We start from the raw sequence: 17,258 nt of genomic DNA, 5'->3' as shown, positions 1-17,258 counted from the left end.
GTGTCCGCGGACCGCGGGATCAGTGGTGGGCGGCGGCGCCCTCCTGGAGCTTCTGCCCCTTGAGCAGGAACCAGGCGGCCGCGGCGGTGGCCAGCAGGACGAGGGCGCTGACGCCGGAGGCGTGGTGCAGGCCGTCCACGAAGGCCTCCCGGGCGGCGTCCAGCAGCGTCTGCCCGGTCTGCGGGTCCAGTGCCCCGGCGGCTTCGACCGCGCCGCCGAGGGATTGGTGCGCGGCCCCGGCGAGGGGCGCGGGAACCGCGGCGGGGGCGGTGAAGCCCTGGTAGACGCCGGTGACGATGGACCCGAGGAGGGCGATGCCGAGGGCGGCGCCCAGCTCGTACGCGGTCTCGGAGACGGCCGAGGCGGCGCCGGCCTGCTCCTTGGGGACGCTGGAGAGGATCACGTCGGCGGTGACGGTGAAGGAGAAGCCGGCGCCGAGGCCGACGACGAGCAGGGACGCGCCGAGCAGCGGGTAGCCGCTGTCCTGCCGGACCAGGGTGAGTGCGCCCAGGGCCAGGCCTATGGCGCCGAGGCCGCCGGCCACGACGGACCGGACGGAGAACCGGCGGGCCCACTGGCCCGCGACCAGGCCGGTGACCACCGCGCCGACGGCGGCGGGCAGTTCGGCGAGGCCGGCCTCCAGCGGCTCGCGGTCCTGGACGAGCTGGAGGAACTGGGAGAGGAAGAACAGCAGGCCGGAGAGGCCGAAGACGGTGAGGAGGTCGGCGACCACCGCGCCGGAGAACCCGCGGTCCTTGAAGAGCCGCATGTCGAGCAGCGGCGCGGGGAGCGCGAACTGGCGGCGCACGAAGGCGTACAGGGCGGCGGCGCCGACCGCGGCGGCGAGGCCAGCGTCCCAGGTCGGGCCGTGGGTGGCGGCTTCCTTGACGGCGTAGACGACACCGATGACACCGACGAGGGAGAGGGCGACGCTGATCAGGTCCCAGGGCCCGGCGACCGGGTTCCTGGACTCGGGCAGCAGCCTGGCGCCGACGAGGACCAGGGCGATCATCACGGGCAGGTTGATGAGGAAGACCGAGCCCCAGTAGAAGTGCTGGAGCAGTGCTCCGCCGACGACGGGGCCGACGGCCGCGCCCGCGGAGGCGGTGGCGCCCCAGATGCCGATGGCGAGGCTGCGCTCCCGCGGGTCGGTGAAGATGTTCCGGATCAGCGCGAGGGTGGAGGGCATGAGGGTCGCGCCGGCCACGCCGAGCAGGGCCCGGGCCACGATCATCAGCTCGGGGCTGGTGGCGCAGGCGGTGAGCACGGACACGGCGCCGAAGGCGGTGGCGCCGGTCAGCAGGAGCTTCTTGCGGCCGATCCGGTCGCCGAGGGAGCCCATGGAGACGAGCAGGCCGGCGATGACGAAGGAGTAGATGTCGCCGATCCAGAGCAGCTGGGTGCCGGACGGCTCGAGGTCCTCGGAGAGGGACGGGGTGGCGAGGCCGAGGACGGTGGCGTCGACGGCGACGAGGAGGACGGCCAGCACCAGCACGGCCAGCGCGAGCCAGCGCCCGCGGCTGCCGCCCCCGCCGGTCTCCGCCCCCGTCCGGGGCTTCAGCTGCTCGGTTGCGGTCATGTCCTATCACTCCGTTGCGCGCCACCGAGCAAGAGCTCGATGATCATGTGTTGGAAGTCCTTGGCGGCCACCCGGCCGTCCATGACGGCCCAGGCGCAGGTGCCGATGAGGCCGTAGAGGGCCTCGGTGAGCCAGGCGGGGCTCAGGTCGATCCGGATGTCGCCCTCCGCCTGGCCGCGCCGGAACAGCGCGCCGACGCGGGCGTCGAGCCGGGCCCATCCCTCGTTGACCTGGTCGCCTTCGAACAGCTGGTTCTCGGTAACGAGGAAGGCCAGCAGCTGGGCGTTGGACTCGCTTTCGGCGACGAGCCGGCGCAGCGCCTCCACGGCGGTGCCCTCGTCGAGGCGCGCCCGGTCGAAGGCGTCTTCGAACTCGCGGATGCCGAGTTCCTCCAGGGCCCGTACGAGGGCGTCGCGCCCGGCGAAGTGCCGATGGAGGGTGGCGCGGCCGATGCCGGCGGCGCGGGCGACCTCGTCCATCGTGGCGGTCGACTTGCGGGAGAGCAGGGCTGCGGCGTCGCGGAGCACCTGGTCACGATCCATGGCCATGAGACAACGATACACCAAATGAGACATCTATGTCTCATTTTATTGCGGTGCCCCCCGGCACCGGGAACGGAAGACTGCGCAGATGACGACGAAGCCCCTGCTCCTGATCGACGTGGACGGCCCGCTGAACCCGTACGCCGCGCAGGCCGAGCGCCGCCCCGAGGGGTACACCACCCACCGGATGCGGCCCACCGGCTGGTCGCCCTCCGAGAGCCGGCGGCCCCTGCGCGTGTGGCTGAATCCGGCCCACGGCGCGGAGCTGCTCGCGCTGGCGGACGCGTACGAGCTGGTCTGGGCGACGACCTGGAAGGACGAGGCGAACGACTGGATAGGCCCGCACCTCGGCCTGCCGCGGCTGCCGTACATCGACTGGCCGCAGATGCACGGCCGGGCGCCGCGCGGAACCTTCTGGAAGACGCAGTACGTCCTGGAGTACGCGGGCGGGCGCGAGTTCGCCTGGATCGACGACGACATCACGGACATGGACCGCGAGTACGTCGGCCAACGCCACCCCTTCCGGGCCCTGTTGATGCGGATCGACGAGCGGATCGGGCTGACCTGGCCGGACTTCGACGCGCTGGCGGAGTGGGCAGCGTAAGGCGGACCCCGGGTTTTGATCACGCGCGCGGGGCACGCTTAGCATGCACATGCCACCCCCTGGTGATCTGCCTCCGACGAAAGCGACCCATGCGCATCCAGCGGATCCTCGCCACCACCGCCGCCCTGAGCTGCCTGGCCACCCTCGCCGCGTGCAAGGGGGGCGGCCAGACGTCCCCACCGGCCGGGGCCTCCGCCTCCGCCTCCGCAGCCGCCGCGGAAGGGCCCCTCGCCGGGGCGCAGCGCCACATGCGGCAGTTCACCTCGTGCGACGACCTGAGCACGAAGGCGGACGACCCGAGGATGCCGGGCGGCGACTTCCCCAAGACCGGCCAGTGGTCGGTGACGGAGGTCGGCGTGTGCAGCGACAAGGCCGAGAAGGGCGACATCGTCATCGCCGTCCCCCAGGACATGAAGGCGTTCCAGGAGGGCTACAAGCAGTACGTCATGGACCGGATCAAGGGGGGCGACGGCGGCTACGGCCACGAGAGCCGGGTGCTGATCGGCAAGGGCTTCGTCGCCTTCCCCACCGCGACCAAGACGGCCATGAAGCTGGTCCGCTCCGACCTGCGCGTCCTGGTCTGCAACCCGGGCGGCCGGGTCCCCGAGGGGTACAAGCGCGAGAAGCCCCTCGTGGAGGGCTGCGGCCTCACGGACTTCGTCTCCGCCGAGGACGGCTCGGGCAGTCCGAACTTCGAGACCCCGCAGGACCCGTCCGGCGACGGCTCGAAGGCCGGCCAGCCGAAGAACGGCAGCCTCGGCCTCCCGCGCGCGGGCAGCATCGCCGAGCTGCGCAAGCTCGTCGGCAACAGCCTGGACTGCCAGAAGAACTTCTCCACCGATCCCGAGGCGGTGGCCGTGGAGTCGATCGACTACCAGCCCGTGGTCAAGGGCAACGCGCTCGAGTGGGGCGTGACGGGCCGCGCCCTGTGCGGGCAGCCGGCCGGCGAGCGGCGCGCCCACGACCTGAGCTGGCTCGACACCGTCGGGGACATGAAGAAGCTCCAGACCAAGGCCAAGGCCGCCCAGCAGGCCGACCTGAAGGACGACGGCAGGCTGAAGGCCACCGGGAGCCTGCTGCTCGTCGGCGAGAACATCGCGGTCGAGACCAACAGCCCGTCCTCCCGGCACGGCCTGTACCAGCTTCAGTTCCTGTACCTGAACTGCGTGCCCGGCTTCTCCGCCCCGTCCGGGTACCGGCTGGAGAAGTCCCAGGTCGAGGGCTGCGTCCTGACCAACTACGAGCCGGACCGCCCGCTGCGCTGAGCGGGCGGCGCACATGCGGCGGAGGGGCGGACGGAGCACGGGGCTCCGGCCGCCCCTCCGGGCTTCCCGGGGCGTGCGGACGTACATGCCCCGGGGCCGTGAGGCGTACGGGGGTGCGGGGCCGCAGGGCCGCGGGTGTACGGGGGCGGCAGCGTACGGCTGCCGCGGGCGGGCTACTGCTTGTGCGCGGCCCAGGCGTGCTGGATCACCAGGTCCGCCTTCAGCTCGGTGAGCTGGAGCGCCACCGCCGAGGGGGCCGTACCGCCGCGGCCGCTGCGCGAGGCCAGTGCGCCGGGGACGTTCAGCACGGTGCGGACCTCCGGGGTCAGGTGCGCGGAGATTTTCGCGAACTGGTCGTCGGTGAGCTCGTCGAGCTCGATGCCGAGTGCCTCGCACTCCTTGACGCACTCCCCGGCGACCTCGTGCGCCACCCGGAACGGCACGCCCTGCTTGACCAGCCACTCCGCGATGTCCGTGGCGAGGGAGAAACCGGCCGGCGCCAGCTCCTCCATGCGCTCCCGGTTGACGGTGAGGGTGGCCATCATGCCGGTGAAGGCCGGGAGCAGGACCTCGAGGGTGTCGCAGGAGTCGAAGACCGGCTCCTTGTCCTCCTGGAGGTCCCGGTTGTAGGCGAGCGGGAGGGCCTTGAGGGTGGCGAGCAGGCCCGTCAGGTTGCCGATGAGGCGGCCGGACTTGCCGCGGGCCAGCTCCGCGATGTCCGGGTTCTTCTTCTGCGGCATGATCGACGAGCCGGTGGAGAAGGCGTCGTGCAGGGTCACGAAGGAGAACTCCTTCGTGTTCCAGATGATGACCTCCTCCGCGATCCGGGACAGGTTGATCCCGATCATGGCGGTGATGAAGGCGAACTCGGCGACGAAGTCGCGGGAGGCCGTGCCGTCGATCGAGTTGCCGACCGAGCCGCGCTCGAAGCCGAGGTCGGCGGCGACCGCCTCCGGGTCCAGGCCCAGCGAGGAGCCGGCCAGGGCGCCCGAGCCGTACGGGGAGACCGCGGTCCGGGTGTCCCACTGGCGCAGCCGCTCGGCGTCCCGGGACAGCGACTGGACGTGGGCGAGCACGTGGTGCGCGAAGAGCACCGGCTGGGCGTGCTGGAGGTGGGTGCGGCCGGGCATGGCCACGTCCGGGTGCGTCTCGGCGAGGCCGACCAGGGCGTCCTGGAGGTCGGCGATGAGACCGCCGATGATCCGGGCGTGGTCGCGCAGGTACATCCGGAAGAGGGTGGCCACCTGGTCGTTGCGGGACCGGCCGGCGCGCAGCTTGCCGCCGAGCTCGGCGCCGAGCCGCTCCAGCAGGCCGCGCTCCAGGGCGGTGTGCACGTCCTCGTCGGCGATGGTGCCGGTGAAGGATCCGTCGGCGACGTCCGCCTCCAGCCGGTCCAGGCCCGCGATCATGCGGTCCAGTTCGTCGGCGGTCAGCAGTCCGGCCTTGTGGAGCACGCGGGCGTGGGCACGGGAGCCGGCGATGTCGTACGGCGCCAGGCGCCAGTCGAAGTGGACCGACGCGGACAGCTTCGCCAGGGCCTCGGCGGGGCCGTCGGCGAACCGGCCGCCCCAGAGCCGGACGTCACCGTTGTTGCTGCTCACTGCTGTGCTCCTCGAAGTGATGTGCCACCGCCTCCCAGCCACGGAGGAACCGGGAGGCGGCTGCTTCCAACGTACGGCTGTTACGCCAGGTCGCGCTTGGCGGCGATCTTCGCGGAGAGGGCGAAGATGTCGATGAAGCCCTGCGCCTTGGACTGGTCGAAGGTGTCGCCTGTGTCGTAGGTGGCGAGGTTGAAGTCGTACAGCGACTCGTCCGACTTCCGGCCGGTGACGACGGCACGGCCGCCGTGCAGGGTCATCCGGATGTCACCGGTGACGTGCTGGTTGGCCTCGTTGATGAAGCCGTCCAGGGCCCGCTTGAGGGGGGAGAACCACAGGCCGTCGTAGACGAGCTCGCCCCAGCGCTGCTCGACCTGCCGCTTGTAGCGGGCCAGCTCGCGCTCGACGGTGACGTTCTCCAGCTCCTGGTGGGCGGTGATCAGCGCGATCGCGCCCGGGGCCTCGTACACCTCGCGGGACTTGATGCCGACGAGGCGGTCCTCGACCATGTCGATCCGGCCGATGCCCTGGGCGCCGGCCCGCTCGTTGAGCTGCTGGATGGCCTGGAGCACGGTGACGGGCTTGCCGTCGATGGCGACCGGGACACCCTCCTTGAAGGAGATGACGACCTCGTCGGGCTCACGCGGGGTGGCCGGGTTCGAGGTGTACTCGTAGATGTCCTCGATCGGCGCGTTCCAGATGTCCTCCAGGAAGCCCGTCTCGACGGCGCGGCCGAAGACGTTCTGGTCGATGGAGTACGGGGACTTCTTGGTGGTCGCGATCGGCAGGTTCTTCGCCTCGCAGAAGGCGATGGCCTTGTCCCGGGTCATCGCGTAGTCGCGGACCGGGGCGATGCACTTCAGGTCGGGGCCGAGCGCCTGGATGCCGGCCTCGAACCGGACCTGGTCGTTGCCCTTGCCGGTGCAGCCGTGGGCGACGATGCCGGCGTTGTGCTTCTTCGCGGCGGCGACCAGGTGCTTGACGATGGTGGGGCGGGAGAGCGCCGAGACCAGCGGGTAGCGGTCCATGTAGAGGGCGTTCGCCTTGATGGCCGGGAGGCAGTACTCGTTGGCGAACTCGTCCTTGGCGTCCGCGACCTCGGCCTCGACGGCACCGCAGGCGAGCGCGCGCTTGCGGATGACGTCCAGGTCCTCGCCGCCCTGGCCGACGTCCACGGCAACGGCGATGACCTCGGCGCCCGTCTCCTCGGCGATCCAGCCGATGGCGACGGAGGTGTCCAGGCCGCCCGAGTAGGCGAGTACGACGCGCTCGGTCACGGGTTTCTCCTTACGGTGCAATCAGCGATGGGCATAACTATGCACTGCTCCGTATGTTTCGTCAATCGACCCCTCCGACGCTCCCCTGACCAGCAGGAATCTCGACGGCGCCCGGACCGCCCCGGCCGCTACGCTCGGATCCGGAACAGCGCGGGAGGGCTCGGGAGGGCGCATGGGGGCCACACACCGGTGGGATGCGGACGCGGGGCGCGCGGCCGCACGGGTACTGCTGCAGAGAGGGGCGGTCCCCGCCGGCGGACTGCTGCCCGACGCCCGGCCCGAGGCCTGGATCGCCTTCGACGAGCACGTACGGAGCGGTCTTCGGGCCCAGGGCGGCCCGGGCCGGGCGGTGCACGACGGCAGCGGTCCGGCCGGCCGCCGGCTCGGACTGCCGCGCCGCGGCAGCCGGCCCGCCGCCACTCACCCGGCGCTGCTCCTGTGCCACCCGGACGGGCGCGTACGGGAGGCGGCGCTCGGCTCGCCGTTCGCGCTGGTGCCGCCGCTGCTGCCGCTGCCGCTCGTGGTGATCCGCTGCGCGGACTGGGTTCCGGCGGTACGCGACCGGGCCCGGGCGGTGCTGGTCCGGTTCCTGGCCGCGGATCCCTCGTACACCCTGTCCCACGCCGTCCCGCTCGTCCTCCGGCTGGGCGGGCGGGAGCAGGGCGCCTGGGCGGTGGAGCTGTTCGAAGCCGCCCTGCACGCCCGGGAGCCGCGCCTCGCGCAGTGGTGGCGCGTCGGCCTGCTTGCGGGCCCGCCGACCCGCAAGCAGGCCGACGGGATCCTGGCCGGGCTGCGCCGGAGCACCCACCTGCCGACCCGGCGCTTCGCCGCCCGCATCACCCTCGCCCGGGGCCGCATGTCCGTACGGGACCTCGCCCGGGAGGCCGCTGCCGAGCACGACCCGGTGACGTGCCGCATGTGGACCGACGCCGCGATGCGGGAGCTGGCCGTCAAGGGCACGGACGACGAGGCCGTCGACGCCCTGCTCGGCGGCCGCCTCGGCCAGGTGCGCGCCGCCGGAGTGACCGCCCTGCACCGGGCCGGGCGCCCACACGAGGGCGCGCGGTACCTCGCCGACCCGTCCGGCCTGGTCCGGGCCTGCGCCCGGTGGCTCGTCCGTCAGGACGGCGGCGACGCGCACGAGCACTGCCGCTGGCTCGTCGCCGACCCGGCGGGGCCGTCCCCCTACGCGGTGGCCGCACTCGCCGAATTCGGCAGGCGCGAGGACATACCGCTGCTGAGGGGCCTGCTGGAGCACTCCGTCGGCCGGGTCAGGGCCGCCGCGCTCGCCGGGCTGCGGCAGCTCGACTCGACCACCGGGGACGCCGAGCTGCTCGCGCTGCTCGACGACCCCGCCCCCTCCGTGGCCCGAGAGGCCTGCCTCAGCCTGCTCCCGGTGGCGGGCCGCCTGGACGTCGAGTTCCTGGCCGCGCGCTCCACCCCCCGCCAGAGCCTGCACACCCGCCGGGCCGCCTTCCGGCTGCTGCGCGAGCGGGGCGGGATCGCCGAGCTGCGGGCCGCCGTCGCGCTGTCGAAGGACTGGGACCCGAAGGTGCGCGCGGCGGCGCGGGCGTCGGCACGGGGCTGGGACTGGCGGCTCGCCCGGCTCACCGGGGAGGCGGACACCGCGGAACTGGCCACCCTGCTGCGGCGATCGGCGCACCACTTCAACGACCACGAGCTGGGCCGAAGGTTGCGCGACCTGGCCGTCGACGACTGAAATCACCGGCCGGAAAAGGCCGTTCAGGGCCGATAATCGGACCATGGGAAATCTCTACGAACGCATAGACGGCAGGCTGCGCACGTTCATCGAGGAGCAGCCGGTGTTCTTCACGGCGACCGCCCCTCTCGCGGCGGACGGCCACGTGAACCTCTCCCCCAAGGGCCGCGCGGGGACGCTCGTCGTCATCGACGAGCAGACCCTCGCCTACCTCGACTTCGGCGGCAGCGGCGCGGAAACGATCGCCCATGTCCGCGAGAACGGCCGGATCACCCTCATGTGGTGCGCGTTCAGCGGACCGCCGAAGATCGTCCGCATCCACGGCGAGGCCGAGGCCGTCTTCCGCGACGACCCCCGCTGGGCCGAGCTGATCGGGCTGTTCGAAGGGGCGGACGGGCCGGGGGCCCGCGCCGTCATCGTCGTGCACGCCAAGCGGATCGCGGACGTGTGCGGATACGCCGTCCCCTTCATGGAGTACCAGGGTGAGCGCACCCTCCACTCGGAGTACTTCGGCCGCAAGACGGACGAAGAGTTCGCCGCGTACTGCGAGCGGAAGGAGCACGTCGGGGTGAGTGTCGACGGCCTGCCTGCGCTGCCCCTGCCCCTCCCTCCGCGTACCGTCTGACGTGTGCTGAGTATCGCTCTCGTCACCGGCTCACTGATCGTCACCGCCCTCCTCCCCCCGAGCCGTCTGCCGCTGCCGGACCGGCTCGCCGACACCGGGGGCGGCAGACAGCTCATCACCGCCGTCGCGCCCGCACCCGGTTCCACGACGGGGCAGGTGGTCTGGTGGGAGCGGGTGGCGGGGCGCTGGTTCAAGAAGGGCAGCGCCCAGGCCCGGTTCGGAGCGAACGGCCTGACGGACGGCGCGACCCGCGTCCAGGGCACGAACACCACCCCGACCGGCCTGTACGCACTCCCGTACGCCTTCGGGATCCGCCGGGCCCCGGCCGGGACGGAGTACCCCTACCGGCAGGTGACGGCCCACTCCTGGTGGTGCCAGGACAACGCGTCGGCCGGCTACAACCGCTGGGTGGAGCCGCTGCCCGCGGACTGCGCGCCCGGCGAGGCCGAGCACCTCGTGACGTACGCGCAGCAGTACGCGCACGGGATGGTCATCGCCTTCAACTACGACCGACCGGTCCGCGGCCGGGGAGCGGGCATCTTCCTGCACGTCAACGGCAAGGGCCCGACGGCGGGTTGCGTGTCGGTCCCGGAGGAGGCGATGCGCGCGATCCTCCGCTGGGCCGACCCCGGCCGCCACCCGCACATCGCGATCGGCACCCAGGCGGGCGACCTGTCGATCACCCGCTACTGACGGCCGTTCCGGCCTGCGGGACCGGGCCGCTGCCGCGGGCCGGAGCCCGTCAGCCCTCCTTCTGGGCCAGGCGGAGCATGTGGTCGGCGAGGGCCTGGCCGCCCGCCGGGTCGCGGCTGATGAGCATCAGCGTGTCGTCGCCGGCGATCGTGCCGAGGACGGCGTGCAGTTCGGCCTGGTCGATCGCCGAGGCGAGGAACTGCGCGGCACCCGGCGGGGTGCGCAGGACGACGAGGTTCGCGGAGGCCTCCGCCGAGATCAGCAGTTCACCGGAGAGGCGCCGCATGCGCTCCTCCTTCGCCGACTCGCCGAGCGGGGCCTGCGGGGTGCGGAAGCCGCCCTCGCTGGGCACCGCGTAGATCAGCTCGCCGCCGGTGTTGCGGATCTTCACCGCGCCCAGCTCGTCGAGGTCGCGGGAGAGCGTCGCCTGGGTGACGCTCAGCCCGTCGTCCGCGAGCAGTTTGGCCAGCTGGCTCTGGGAGCGGACCGGCTGCCGGTTCAGGATGTCCACGATCCGGCGGTGGCGGGCGGTGCGGGTCTGGGGAACGGAAGGACCGCCCCCGCTGTCTCCCCCGGCCACCGACGGGGGTGCCCCCGCCCGGGGGGACCCCCACTGCTCGTTGTCCTGCGCCTGGCTCATCGTCGTCTCATTCCCCGGTTCGTCCGTCCCCGTTCGCTGCATCGAGGATGCCGGGCAGGGCCTCGACGAACGCGTCCGCCTCGGCCTCGGTCAGCACGTACGGGGGCATGAGCCGTACGACGTCGGGGGCGGGCGCGTTGACCAGGAAGCCGGCGTCCTGGGCCGCCTGCTGTACCTGCGGTGCGTACGGCCCGGTCAGCACGATACCCAGGAGAAGGCCCTCGCCACGGACATGGCAGACCAGCGGGTGGCCCTCGCCGCCGCCGAGGCCCTCGATTCCGGAGCGCAGCCGCTCGCCCCGGGCCTTGACCCGGTCGAGGAGTCCGTCGGCGGCGATGGTGTCGAGGACGGCGAGGCCGGCGGCGCAGGCGACGGGGTTCCCGCCGAAGGTGGTGCCGTGCTGGCCGGGTTGCAGGAGGTCCGCGGCCGGCCCGAAGGCGGCCACGGCACCGATCGGCAGGCCGCCGCCCAGCCCCTTCGCGAGTGTGACGAGGTCGGGGTCGACGCCCTCGTGGGCCTGGTGTTCGAACCAGTGGCCGCACCGACCGACGCCGGTCTGCACCTCGTCGAGGACGAGGAGGGTGCCGGTGGCGCGGGTGATCTCCCGGGCGGCCCTGAGGTAGCCGGCGGGCGGTACGACGACGCCGTTCTCGCCCTGGATCGGCTCGATGACGACGAGCGCGGTCTCCTCGGTGACGGCGGCCCGCAGGGCCTCGGCGTCGCCGTACGGGACGTGCGTGACGTCGCCGGGCAGCGGCAGGAACGGGCCCTGCTTCGCGGGCTGCCCGGTGAGCGCGAGGGCTCCCATGGTCCGGCCGTGGAAGCCGCCCCCGGTGGCGACCATGTGGGTCCGCCCGGTCAGCCGGCCGATCTTGAAGGCGGCCTCGATGGCCTCGGCTCCGGAGTTGCAGAAGAAAATCCGGCCGGGGCGGCCGAAGAGCTGGAGCAGCCGCTCGCCGAGGGCGAGGACGGGCTCGGAGGCGTAGAGGTTGGAGACGTGGCCGAGGGTGGAGACCTGGGCGGTCACGGCGGCGACGACCGCGGGGTGGGCGTGGCCGAGGGCGTTGACGGCGATGCCGCCGACGAGGTCGGTGTACTGCTTGCCCTCGGCGTCCCAGACCTGGGCGCCTTCGCCGCGTACGAGGGCCAGGGCGGGCGTGCCGTAGTTGTTCGTCAGCGTGCGCTGCCAGCGGGCCGCGTACTCCTGATTGGCGGTCACGACTGCTTCCCTCCCCGGGTGGTGGACTCCTGCGGGTCCGGCACGACCATCGTGCCGATCCCCTCGTCGGTGAAGATCTCCAGCAGGATCGAGTGCTGGACGCGCCCGTCGATGACCCTGGCGGTGCGCACCCCGTTGCGTACGGCGTGCAGGCAGCCCTCCATCTTGGGGACCATGCCGCTGGAGAGCTCGGGCAGCAGCTTCTCCAGCTGGCTGACGGTGAGCCGGCTGATCACCTCGTCGCTGTGGGGCCAGTCGGCGTACAGGCCCTCGACGTCGGTGAGGACCATCAGCGTCTCGGCTCCGAGTGCGGCGGCGAGCGCGGCGGCGGCGGTGTCGGCGTTGATGTTGTAGACGTGCCCGTCGTCGGCGCTGCGCGCGATGGACGAGATCACGGGGATCCGTCCGTCGGCGAGCAGGGCCTCGATGGCGCCGGTGTCGATGGCGGTGATCTCGCCGACCCGGCCGATGTCCACCTGCTCCCCGTCGATCTCGGGCATGTGCCGGACCGCGGAGATGGTCTGGGCGTCCTCGCCGGTCATGCCGACGGCGAACGGGCCGTGCTGGTTGAGCAGGCCCACCAGCTCGCGCTGGACCCGGCCGGCGAGCACCATCCGGACGACGTCCATGGCCTCCGGGGTGGTCACGCGCAGGCCGGCCTTGAACTCGCTGACCAGGCCTTCCTTGTCGAGCTGGGCGTTGATCTGGGGGCCGCCGCCGTGCACGACGACCGGGCGGAGCCCGGCGTGCCGGAGGAAGACCACGTCCTGCGCGAAGGCGGCTTTGAGCTCGTCGTTCACCATGGCGTTGCCGCCGAACTTGATGACGACGGTCTTGCCGTGGTGGCGGGTCAGCCAGGGCAGCGCTTCGATGAGGATCTGCGCCTTCGGGAGGGCGGTGTGCTTCCGCGCGGTGCCGGTCATGAGCTGTACGCGCTGTTCTCGTGGACGTACTCGGCGGTCAGGTCGTTGGTCCAGATCACGGCGGACTCGCTGCCGCTGCACAGGTCCGCGGTGATGCGCACCTCGCGGTCCTTCATGCTGACCAGGTCGCGGTCCTCGCCGACGGAGCCGTTCCTGCAGACCCACACGCCGTTGATGGCAACGCCCAGGCGGTCCGGGTCGAAGGCGGCCCCGGTGGTGCCGATGGCGGAGAGGACCCGGCCCCAGTTGGGGTCCTCGCCGTGGATGGCGCACTTGAGGAGGTTGTTGCGGGCGATGGACCGGCCGACCTCGACGGCGTCGGCCTCGCTGGCCGCGCCGACGACCTCGATCCGGATGTCCTTGCTCGCGCCCTCGGCGTCGCCGATGAGCCGGCGGGCGAGGTCGTCGCAGACGGTCCGCACGGCCTCCGCGAAGTCCTCGTAGGCCGGCACTTCGCCGGACGCGCCGGAGGCCAGCAGCAGCACGGTGTCGTTGGTGGACATGCAGCCGTCGGAGTCGACCCGGTCGAAGGTGGTGCGGGTGGCGGAGCGCAGGGCCCGGTCCAGGGTGGCGCTGTCCAGGTCGGCGTCGGTGGTGAGGACGACGAGCATGGTGGCGAGGCCGGGGGCGAGCATGCCGGCGCCCTTGGCCATGCCGCCGACGGTCCAGCCGTCCCGCGTCACGGCGGCGGTCTTGTGGACGGTGTCGGTGGTCTTGATGGCGATGGCGGCGGCCTCGCCGCCGTCCGCGGAGAGGGCCGCGACGGCGGTGTCCACGCCGGGCAGCAGCCGGTCCATGGGGAGCAGGACGCCGATCAGGCCGGTGGAGGCGACGGCCACCTCGCCGGCGTTGTGCTCGCCGCCGAGGGCCTGGGCGACCTTCTCGGCCGTGGCGTGGGTGTCCTGGAAGCCCTTGGGGCCGGTGCAGGCGTTGGCGCCGCCGGAGTTGAGGACGACCGCGCTGACGGCGCCGCCGCGCAGGACCTGCTCGGACCACCGGACGGGGGCGGCCTTGACGCGGTTCGAGGTGAAGACGCCAGCCGCGGCCAGGCGGGGCCCGTTGTTGACCACGAGGGCCAGGTCCGGGTTGCCGTTCTCCTTGATTCCCGCGGCGATGCCCGCCGCGGTGAATCCCTGTGCTGCCGTGACCGTCACTGCGTCTCCTCGTTCGCTTCTTCCGTCGTCGTCCGCAGCCCGGGGGCTGCGCATGGGGCGCTCGGTACGGCGCTCACGGTGCGACTCCGATCGTGGACAGGCCGAGGCTCTCGTGGAGCCCGAGGGCGATGTTCATGCTCTGGACGGCGCCGCCGGCGGTGCCCTTGGTGAGGTTGTCGATGGCGCTGATCGCGATGATCCGCTGCGCGGCCGCGTCGTGGGCGACCTGGATCTGAACGGCGTTGGAACCGTAGACGGATGCCGTGGCCGGCCACTGGCCCTCGGGCAGCAGGTGGACGAAGGGCTCGTCCGCGTACGCCTTCTCGTACGCGGCGCGCACCGCCTCGGCGGTGGTGCCGGGAAGGGCCTTCGCCGAGCAGGTGGCGAGGATGCCCCGGGACATGGGCGCGAGGGTGGGCGTGAAGGAGACGGAGACGCGCTGCCCGGCGACCTGGGACAGGTTCTGCACCATCTCGGGGGTGTGCCGGTGGACGCCGCCCACACCGTACGGGCTCACCGACCCCATGACCTCGGAGCCGAGCAGGTGCGGCTTGAGGGCCTTGCCGGCGCCGGAGGTGCCGGTGGCGGCGACGATCACCGCTTCCGGCTCGGCGAGCCGGTCGGCGTAGGCCGGGTAGAGGGCGAGGGAGACGGCGGTGGGGAAGCACCCGGGGACCGCGATGCGCTGGGAGCCCTCCAGCGCGGCGCGGCCGCCGGGCAGCTCGGGCAGCCCGTAGGGCCAGCTGCCGGCGTGGGGGGCTCCGTAGAACCTGTCCCAGTCGGCGGAGTCCTTCAGCCGGTGGTCGGCGCCCATGTCGACGACGAGCACGTCGGGGCCGAGCTCGGCGGCGACGGCGGCGGACTGCCCGTGGGGCAGGGCCAGGAAAACGACGTCGTGGCCGGCGAGGACCTCGGGGGTGGTCGGCTCCAGGGTGCGTCCGGCGAGCGGGAGCAGGTGCGGCTGAAGGGAGCCGAACCGCTGGCCGGCGTTGGAGTTGCCGGTGAGCGCGCCGATCTCCACCTCGGGGTGGGCCAGGAGCAGGCGCAGGAGCTCACCGCCCGCGTATCCGCTCGCTCCGGCCACTGCTGCACGTACCACCATCGGACCCTCCTCTTGGATGGCATGACTATACGTAGCGCCGCACTTTTATGCAATGCTGCGCGTTCCGCCTGCGCTGGCCGCACCCCGCTGACCTGCGGCTGCCCGGGGCGGCGGCCCGGGGAGCATGTCAGGCGCAGGTGACGGCACGGCGAATCGCGTCGAGCGAGCGCGCCACGTCCTCCTCGGTGGTCGACCAGTTGCTCACGGAGATCCGCATGACCCGCCGGCCGTGCCAGGTGGAGCCGCTGATCCAGGTGTCGCCCTCGTCGAGCAGCCGGGTGAGGACCCGGTCGGTGCGGGCGTCGCTGCCGAACCCGGCGCAGACCTGGGTGAACACCACCTCGTTGAGGACGGTCGCGCCGTCGATCCCGGCGATGCCGTCGGCGAAGGCGCGGGCGTGCCGGCACAGCCGGTCGACGAGATCGGCGACCCCCGACCGGCCGAGGGACCTGAGGACGGCCCACACGGGGAAGGCCCGGCCGCGCCGGGAGAGCTCGGGGACCTTGTCGACGGGGTCGCCCTGCTCGTCGTGGATGAGGTAGTCGCCGCGCTGGCCCATCGCCGCCCGGAGCGCGGACGGGTCGCGCACGATGGCGAGCCCGCAGTCGTAGGGGACGTTCAGGGTCTTGTGGGCGTCCGTCGCCCAGGAGTCGGCGGACGCGCAGCCGGCCGTCAGGTGCGCGTGCGCCGGTGAAGCCGCCGCCCACAGCCCGAAGGCGCCGTCGACGTGCACCCAGGCGTCCGCCTCGCGTGCGGCGCGGATCGCGGCGGGGAAGGGGTCGAAGGCGCCGGAGTGGATGTCCCCGGCCTGGAGGACCACGATCGTCGGGCCCGGCCCGCCCGCGGCCAGGGTGCGGCGCAGTGCGTCGGGCACGATGCGCCCCTGGTCGTCCGCCCGCACGGTTTCGGGTTCACCGAGTCCCAGGTAGCGCAGCGCCAGGTCGACGGCGATGTGGCGGTCGGCGCCGGCGAGGACGCGGACGGGCGGGCCCCCGGCGAGCCCGTCGCGGGCGGCGTTCCAGCCGGCGCTCCGCAGCACCGTGTCCCGGCCGGCGGCGAGGCAGGTGAAGTTCGCGGTGGTGGCGCCGGTGGTGAAGCCGACGGCGCTGCGCCCGGGCAGGCCGAGCAGGTCGAGCAGCCACGCGCTCGCGATGTCCTCGGCCGCCGCGTAGGCGGGCGAGGCGGCACGCATCACGCAGTTCTGGTCCCAGGCGCTGACCAGCCAGTCCGCGGCCAGCGCGGCCGGTTCGGTGCCGCCCACCACGAAGCCGTGGAAGCGGCCGCTGGGGAACGCGGTCAGGCCCGGCTCACAGGCGGCGGCCATCAGGTCGACGACGTCGGCGGGCACGCCGGGGCCTTCGGGCAGCTCGGCACCGAGCGCCCGCACGATCTGGTCGACCGAGGCACGGGCGGGCACCCGCCGCTCGGACAGGCTCGCCAGCCAGTGCACGGCATGGCCGTGTGCCCGCCGGAGCGCGGCCTCGCGCGCGTCCATAGTCGGACTATGGAACGGCCGCCGCCGGCCTGCAAGCCGCGCCCGGGGCCGGCCGCCGGTCGGGCCGGCCGTCAGGTCAGGGGGTGGCGGACCCAGACGTTCGGTTCGACGTACGCCGCGTAGCCCTGGACCGGGTCGCAGTGGACCGGGGTGAGGGCCCCGGGCACGTGGACCGGGCCGGCCGTGTCGAAGGGCAGGCCCGTCCAGGCGCGCCACTCGTCCAGGGAGCCGGTGACGGTCATCGACAGCGGCGCGATCGAGTCGATCACCGCGCCGGCGCGGACGTGGACGCGCAGCCACGGGTCGTGGGGCAGGCCGTCCTCGCGGGTGCGGTACGCGTACTCCTGGATCGGGGTATCGGGCTCGGCCGGCTTGCCGCTGGGCCGGACCGGGGCCACCACCTCGGCGAAGCCGCGCGCCCGGGCGTTGTCCCGCATCGCGGCCAGCATCCGCCCGGACAGGCCCTCGCCCTGCCGGCCGGTGTCGACGCTGATCTCGATGGCGCTCACCGTGTCGGGCGCGATCCCGCGCCGCAGGTCGGAGAAGGCCCACATGAGGACCTGGTCCCAGCCGCGGGCCGGCAGCACCCCGTCCCGGCCCGGCGCGTGCAGCGCGAACGGCACGCTGAACCCGCGGGCGACCACTGCGTCGCCGTCCGTGGCGACCAGCACGTACTCGGGCAGCTCCGACACGATCCGGGGGTACAGCAGCCAGGCGAGCGAGTCGTTGCCCGAGAACTCGGGCCACGAGTCCTCCATGTCGTACAGCCGCTCGGCGAGTTCGGGGCGCTCGGCGATCGCGGTGATCTCTATTCCGTTCATG

The 17,258-nt window shown here is 72.9% G+C and carries 16 protein-coding genes; 5 read left to right on the top strand and 11 right to left on the bottom strand.

All coding sequences use genetic code 11. The features are described from left to right. Positions 1-19: 19 nt before the first annotated feature. Both AC068A_RS06110 and AC068A_RS06105 read right to left on the bottom strand, forming a co-directional pair. Positions 20-1,579, bottom strand: a complete 1,560-nt coding sequence (locus AC068A_RS06110; protein ID WP_478581343.1) for an MFS transporter — start codon at positions 1,577-1,579, stop codon at positions 20-22. Beyond that, the gene (locus AC068A_RS06105; protein WP_478581340.1) at positions 1,576-2,127 is read right to left on the bottom strand and encodes a TetR/AcrR family transcriptional regulator; all 552 of its coding nucleotides are present in this window, start codon (positions 2,125-2,127) and stop codon (positions 1,576-1,578) included. The genes AC068A_RS06110 and AC068A_RS06105 overlap by 4 nt, the downstream gene beginning before the upstream one ends. 82 nt (positions 2,128-2,209) lie before the next feature. Between AC068A_RS06105 and AC068A_RS06100 the strand changes: the two genes are divergently transcribed. Beyond that, positions 2,210-2,725, top strand: a complete 516-nt coding sequence (locus AC068A_RS06100) for an HAD domain-containing protein (protein WP_478581339.1) — start codon at positions 2,210-2,212, stop codon at positions 2,723-2,725. A gap of 89 nt (positions 2,726-2,814) precedes the next feature. Continuing rightward, the gene (locus AC068A_RS06095; RefSeq protein ID WP_478581337.1) at positions 2,815-3,990 is read left to right on the top strand and encodes a hypothetical protein; all 1,176 of its coding nucleotides are present in this window, start codon (positions 2,815-2,817) and stop codon (positions 3,988-3,990) included. Positions 3,991-4,163: 173 nt separating this feature from the next. On the opposite strand, the gene argH is transcribed toward AC068A_RS06095, so the two are convergent. After that, a complete protein-coding gene (gene argH / locus AC068A_RS06090; protein ID WP_478581334.1) occupies positions 4,164-5,591 on the bottom strand; it encodes an argininosuccinate lyase in 1,428 nt (475 codons plus the stop codon). A gap of 80 nt (positions 5,592-5,671) precedes the next feature. After that, positions 5,672-6,865 carry an argininosuccinate synthase gene (locus tag AC068A_RS06085; RefSeq protein ID WP_478581332.1) on the bottom strand — a complete coding sequence of 398 codons (1,194 nt, stop codon included), beginning with the start codon at positions 6,863-6,865 and terminating at the stop codon, positions 5,672-5,674. 172 nt (positions 6,866-7,037) lie between these two features. Between AC068A_RS06085 and AC068A_RS06080 the strand changes: the two genes are divergently transcribed. Genes AC068A_RS06080 through AC068A_RS06070 form a run of 3 tightly spaced genes read left to right on the top strand, consistent with a single transcriptional unit; the run spans position 7,038 to position 9,903 of the window. Beyond that, a complete protein-coding gene (locus AC068A_RS06080; protein WP_478581330.1) occupies positions 7,038-8,585 on the top strand; it encodes a HEAT repeat domain-containing protein in 1,548 nt (515 codons plus the stop codon). 43 nt (positions 8,586-8,628) lie between these two features. Further along, complete coding sequence (locus AC068A_RS06075; RefSeq protein WP_478581328.1) at positions 8,629-9,210, top strand: pyridoxamine 5'-phosphate oxidase family protein; 582 nt, start codon at positions 8,629-8,631, stop codon at positions 9,208-9,210. A gap of 6 nt (positions 9,211-9,216) precedes the next feature. Then, positions 9,217-9,903 carry a L,D-transpeptidase family protein gene (locus AC068A_RS06070; RefSeq protein ID WP_478581501.1) on the top strand — a complete coding sequence of 229 codons (687 nt, stop codon included), beginning with the start codon at positions 9,217-9,219 and terminating at the stop codon, positions 9,901-9,903. A 49-nt stretch (positions 9,904-9,952) separates the two neighbouring features. Here the strand turns inward: AC068A_RS06070 and AC068A_RS06065 are convergent, their stop codons facing one another. The 7 genes from AC068A_RS06065 to AC068A_RS06035 form a co-directional block, all read right to left on the bottom strand. Then, positions 9,953-10,543 (bottom strand): arginine repressor, encoded by a 591-nt coding sequence (locus AC068A_RS06065; RefSeq protein ID WP_478581326.1) that lies wholly within the window; start codon positions 10,541-10,543, stop codon positions 9,953-9,955. Positions 10,544-10,550: 7 nt separating this feature from the next. After that, positions 10,551-11,762 carry an acetylornithine transaminase gene (locus AC068A_RS06060; protein WP_478581324.1) on the bottom strand — a complete coding sequence of 404 codons (1,212 nt, stop codon included), beginning with the start codon at positions 11,760-11,762 and terminating at the stop codon, positions 10,551-10,553. Then, the gene (argB, locus tag AC068A_RS06055) at positions 11,759-12,685 is read right to left on the bottom strand and encodes an acetylglutamate kinase (RefSeq protein ID WP_478581322.1); all 927 of its coding nucleotides are present in this window, start codon (positions 12,683-12,685) and stop codon (positions 11,759-11,761) included. Before argB ends, AC068A_RS06060 begins: the two co-directional genes overlap by 4 nt. After that, positions 12,682-13,839 carry a bifunctional glutamate N-acetyltransferase/amino-acid acetyltransferase ArgJ gene (gene argJ, locus AC068A_RS06050; RefSeq protein ID WP_478581320.1) on the bottom strand — a complete coding sequence of 386 codons (1,158 nt, stop codon included), beginning with the start codon at positions 13,837-13,839 and terminating at the stop codon, positions 12,682-12,684. Before argJ ends, argB begins: the two co-directional genes overlap by 4 nt. Before the next feature lie 73 nt (positions 13,840-13,912). Then, the gene (argC, locus tag AC068A_RS06045) at positions 13,913-14,941 is read right to left on the bottom strand and encodes an N-acetyl-gamma-glutamyl-phosphate reductase (RefSeq protein ID WP_478581317.1); all 1,029 of its coding nucleotides are present in this window, start codon (positions 14,939-14,941) and stop codon (positions 13,913-13,915) included. Positions 14,942-15,068: 127 nt separating this feature from the next. Continuing rightward, entirely contained in the window at positions 15,069-16,436 is a 1,368-nt protein-coding gene (locus tag AC068A_RS06040; RefSeq protein WP_478581314.1) for a pyridoxal phosphate-dependent decarboxylase family protein, read from the bottom strand. Between the two features lie 71 nt (positions 16,437-16,507). Continuing rightward, positions 16,508-17,257, bottom strand: a complete 750-nt coding sequence (locus AC068A_RS06035; protein WP_478581312.1) for an N-acetyltransferase — start codon at positions 17,255-17,257, stop codon at positions 16,508-16,510. Position 17,258 lies beyond the last annotated feature (1 nt).

The organism is Streptomyces sp. NPDC043854 (assembly GCF_056436005.1).
This window is presented reverse-complemented; position numbering and strand designations above follow the sequence as displayed.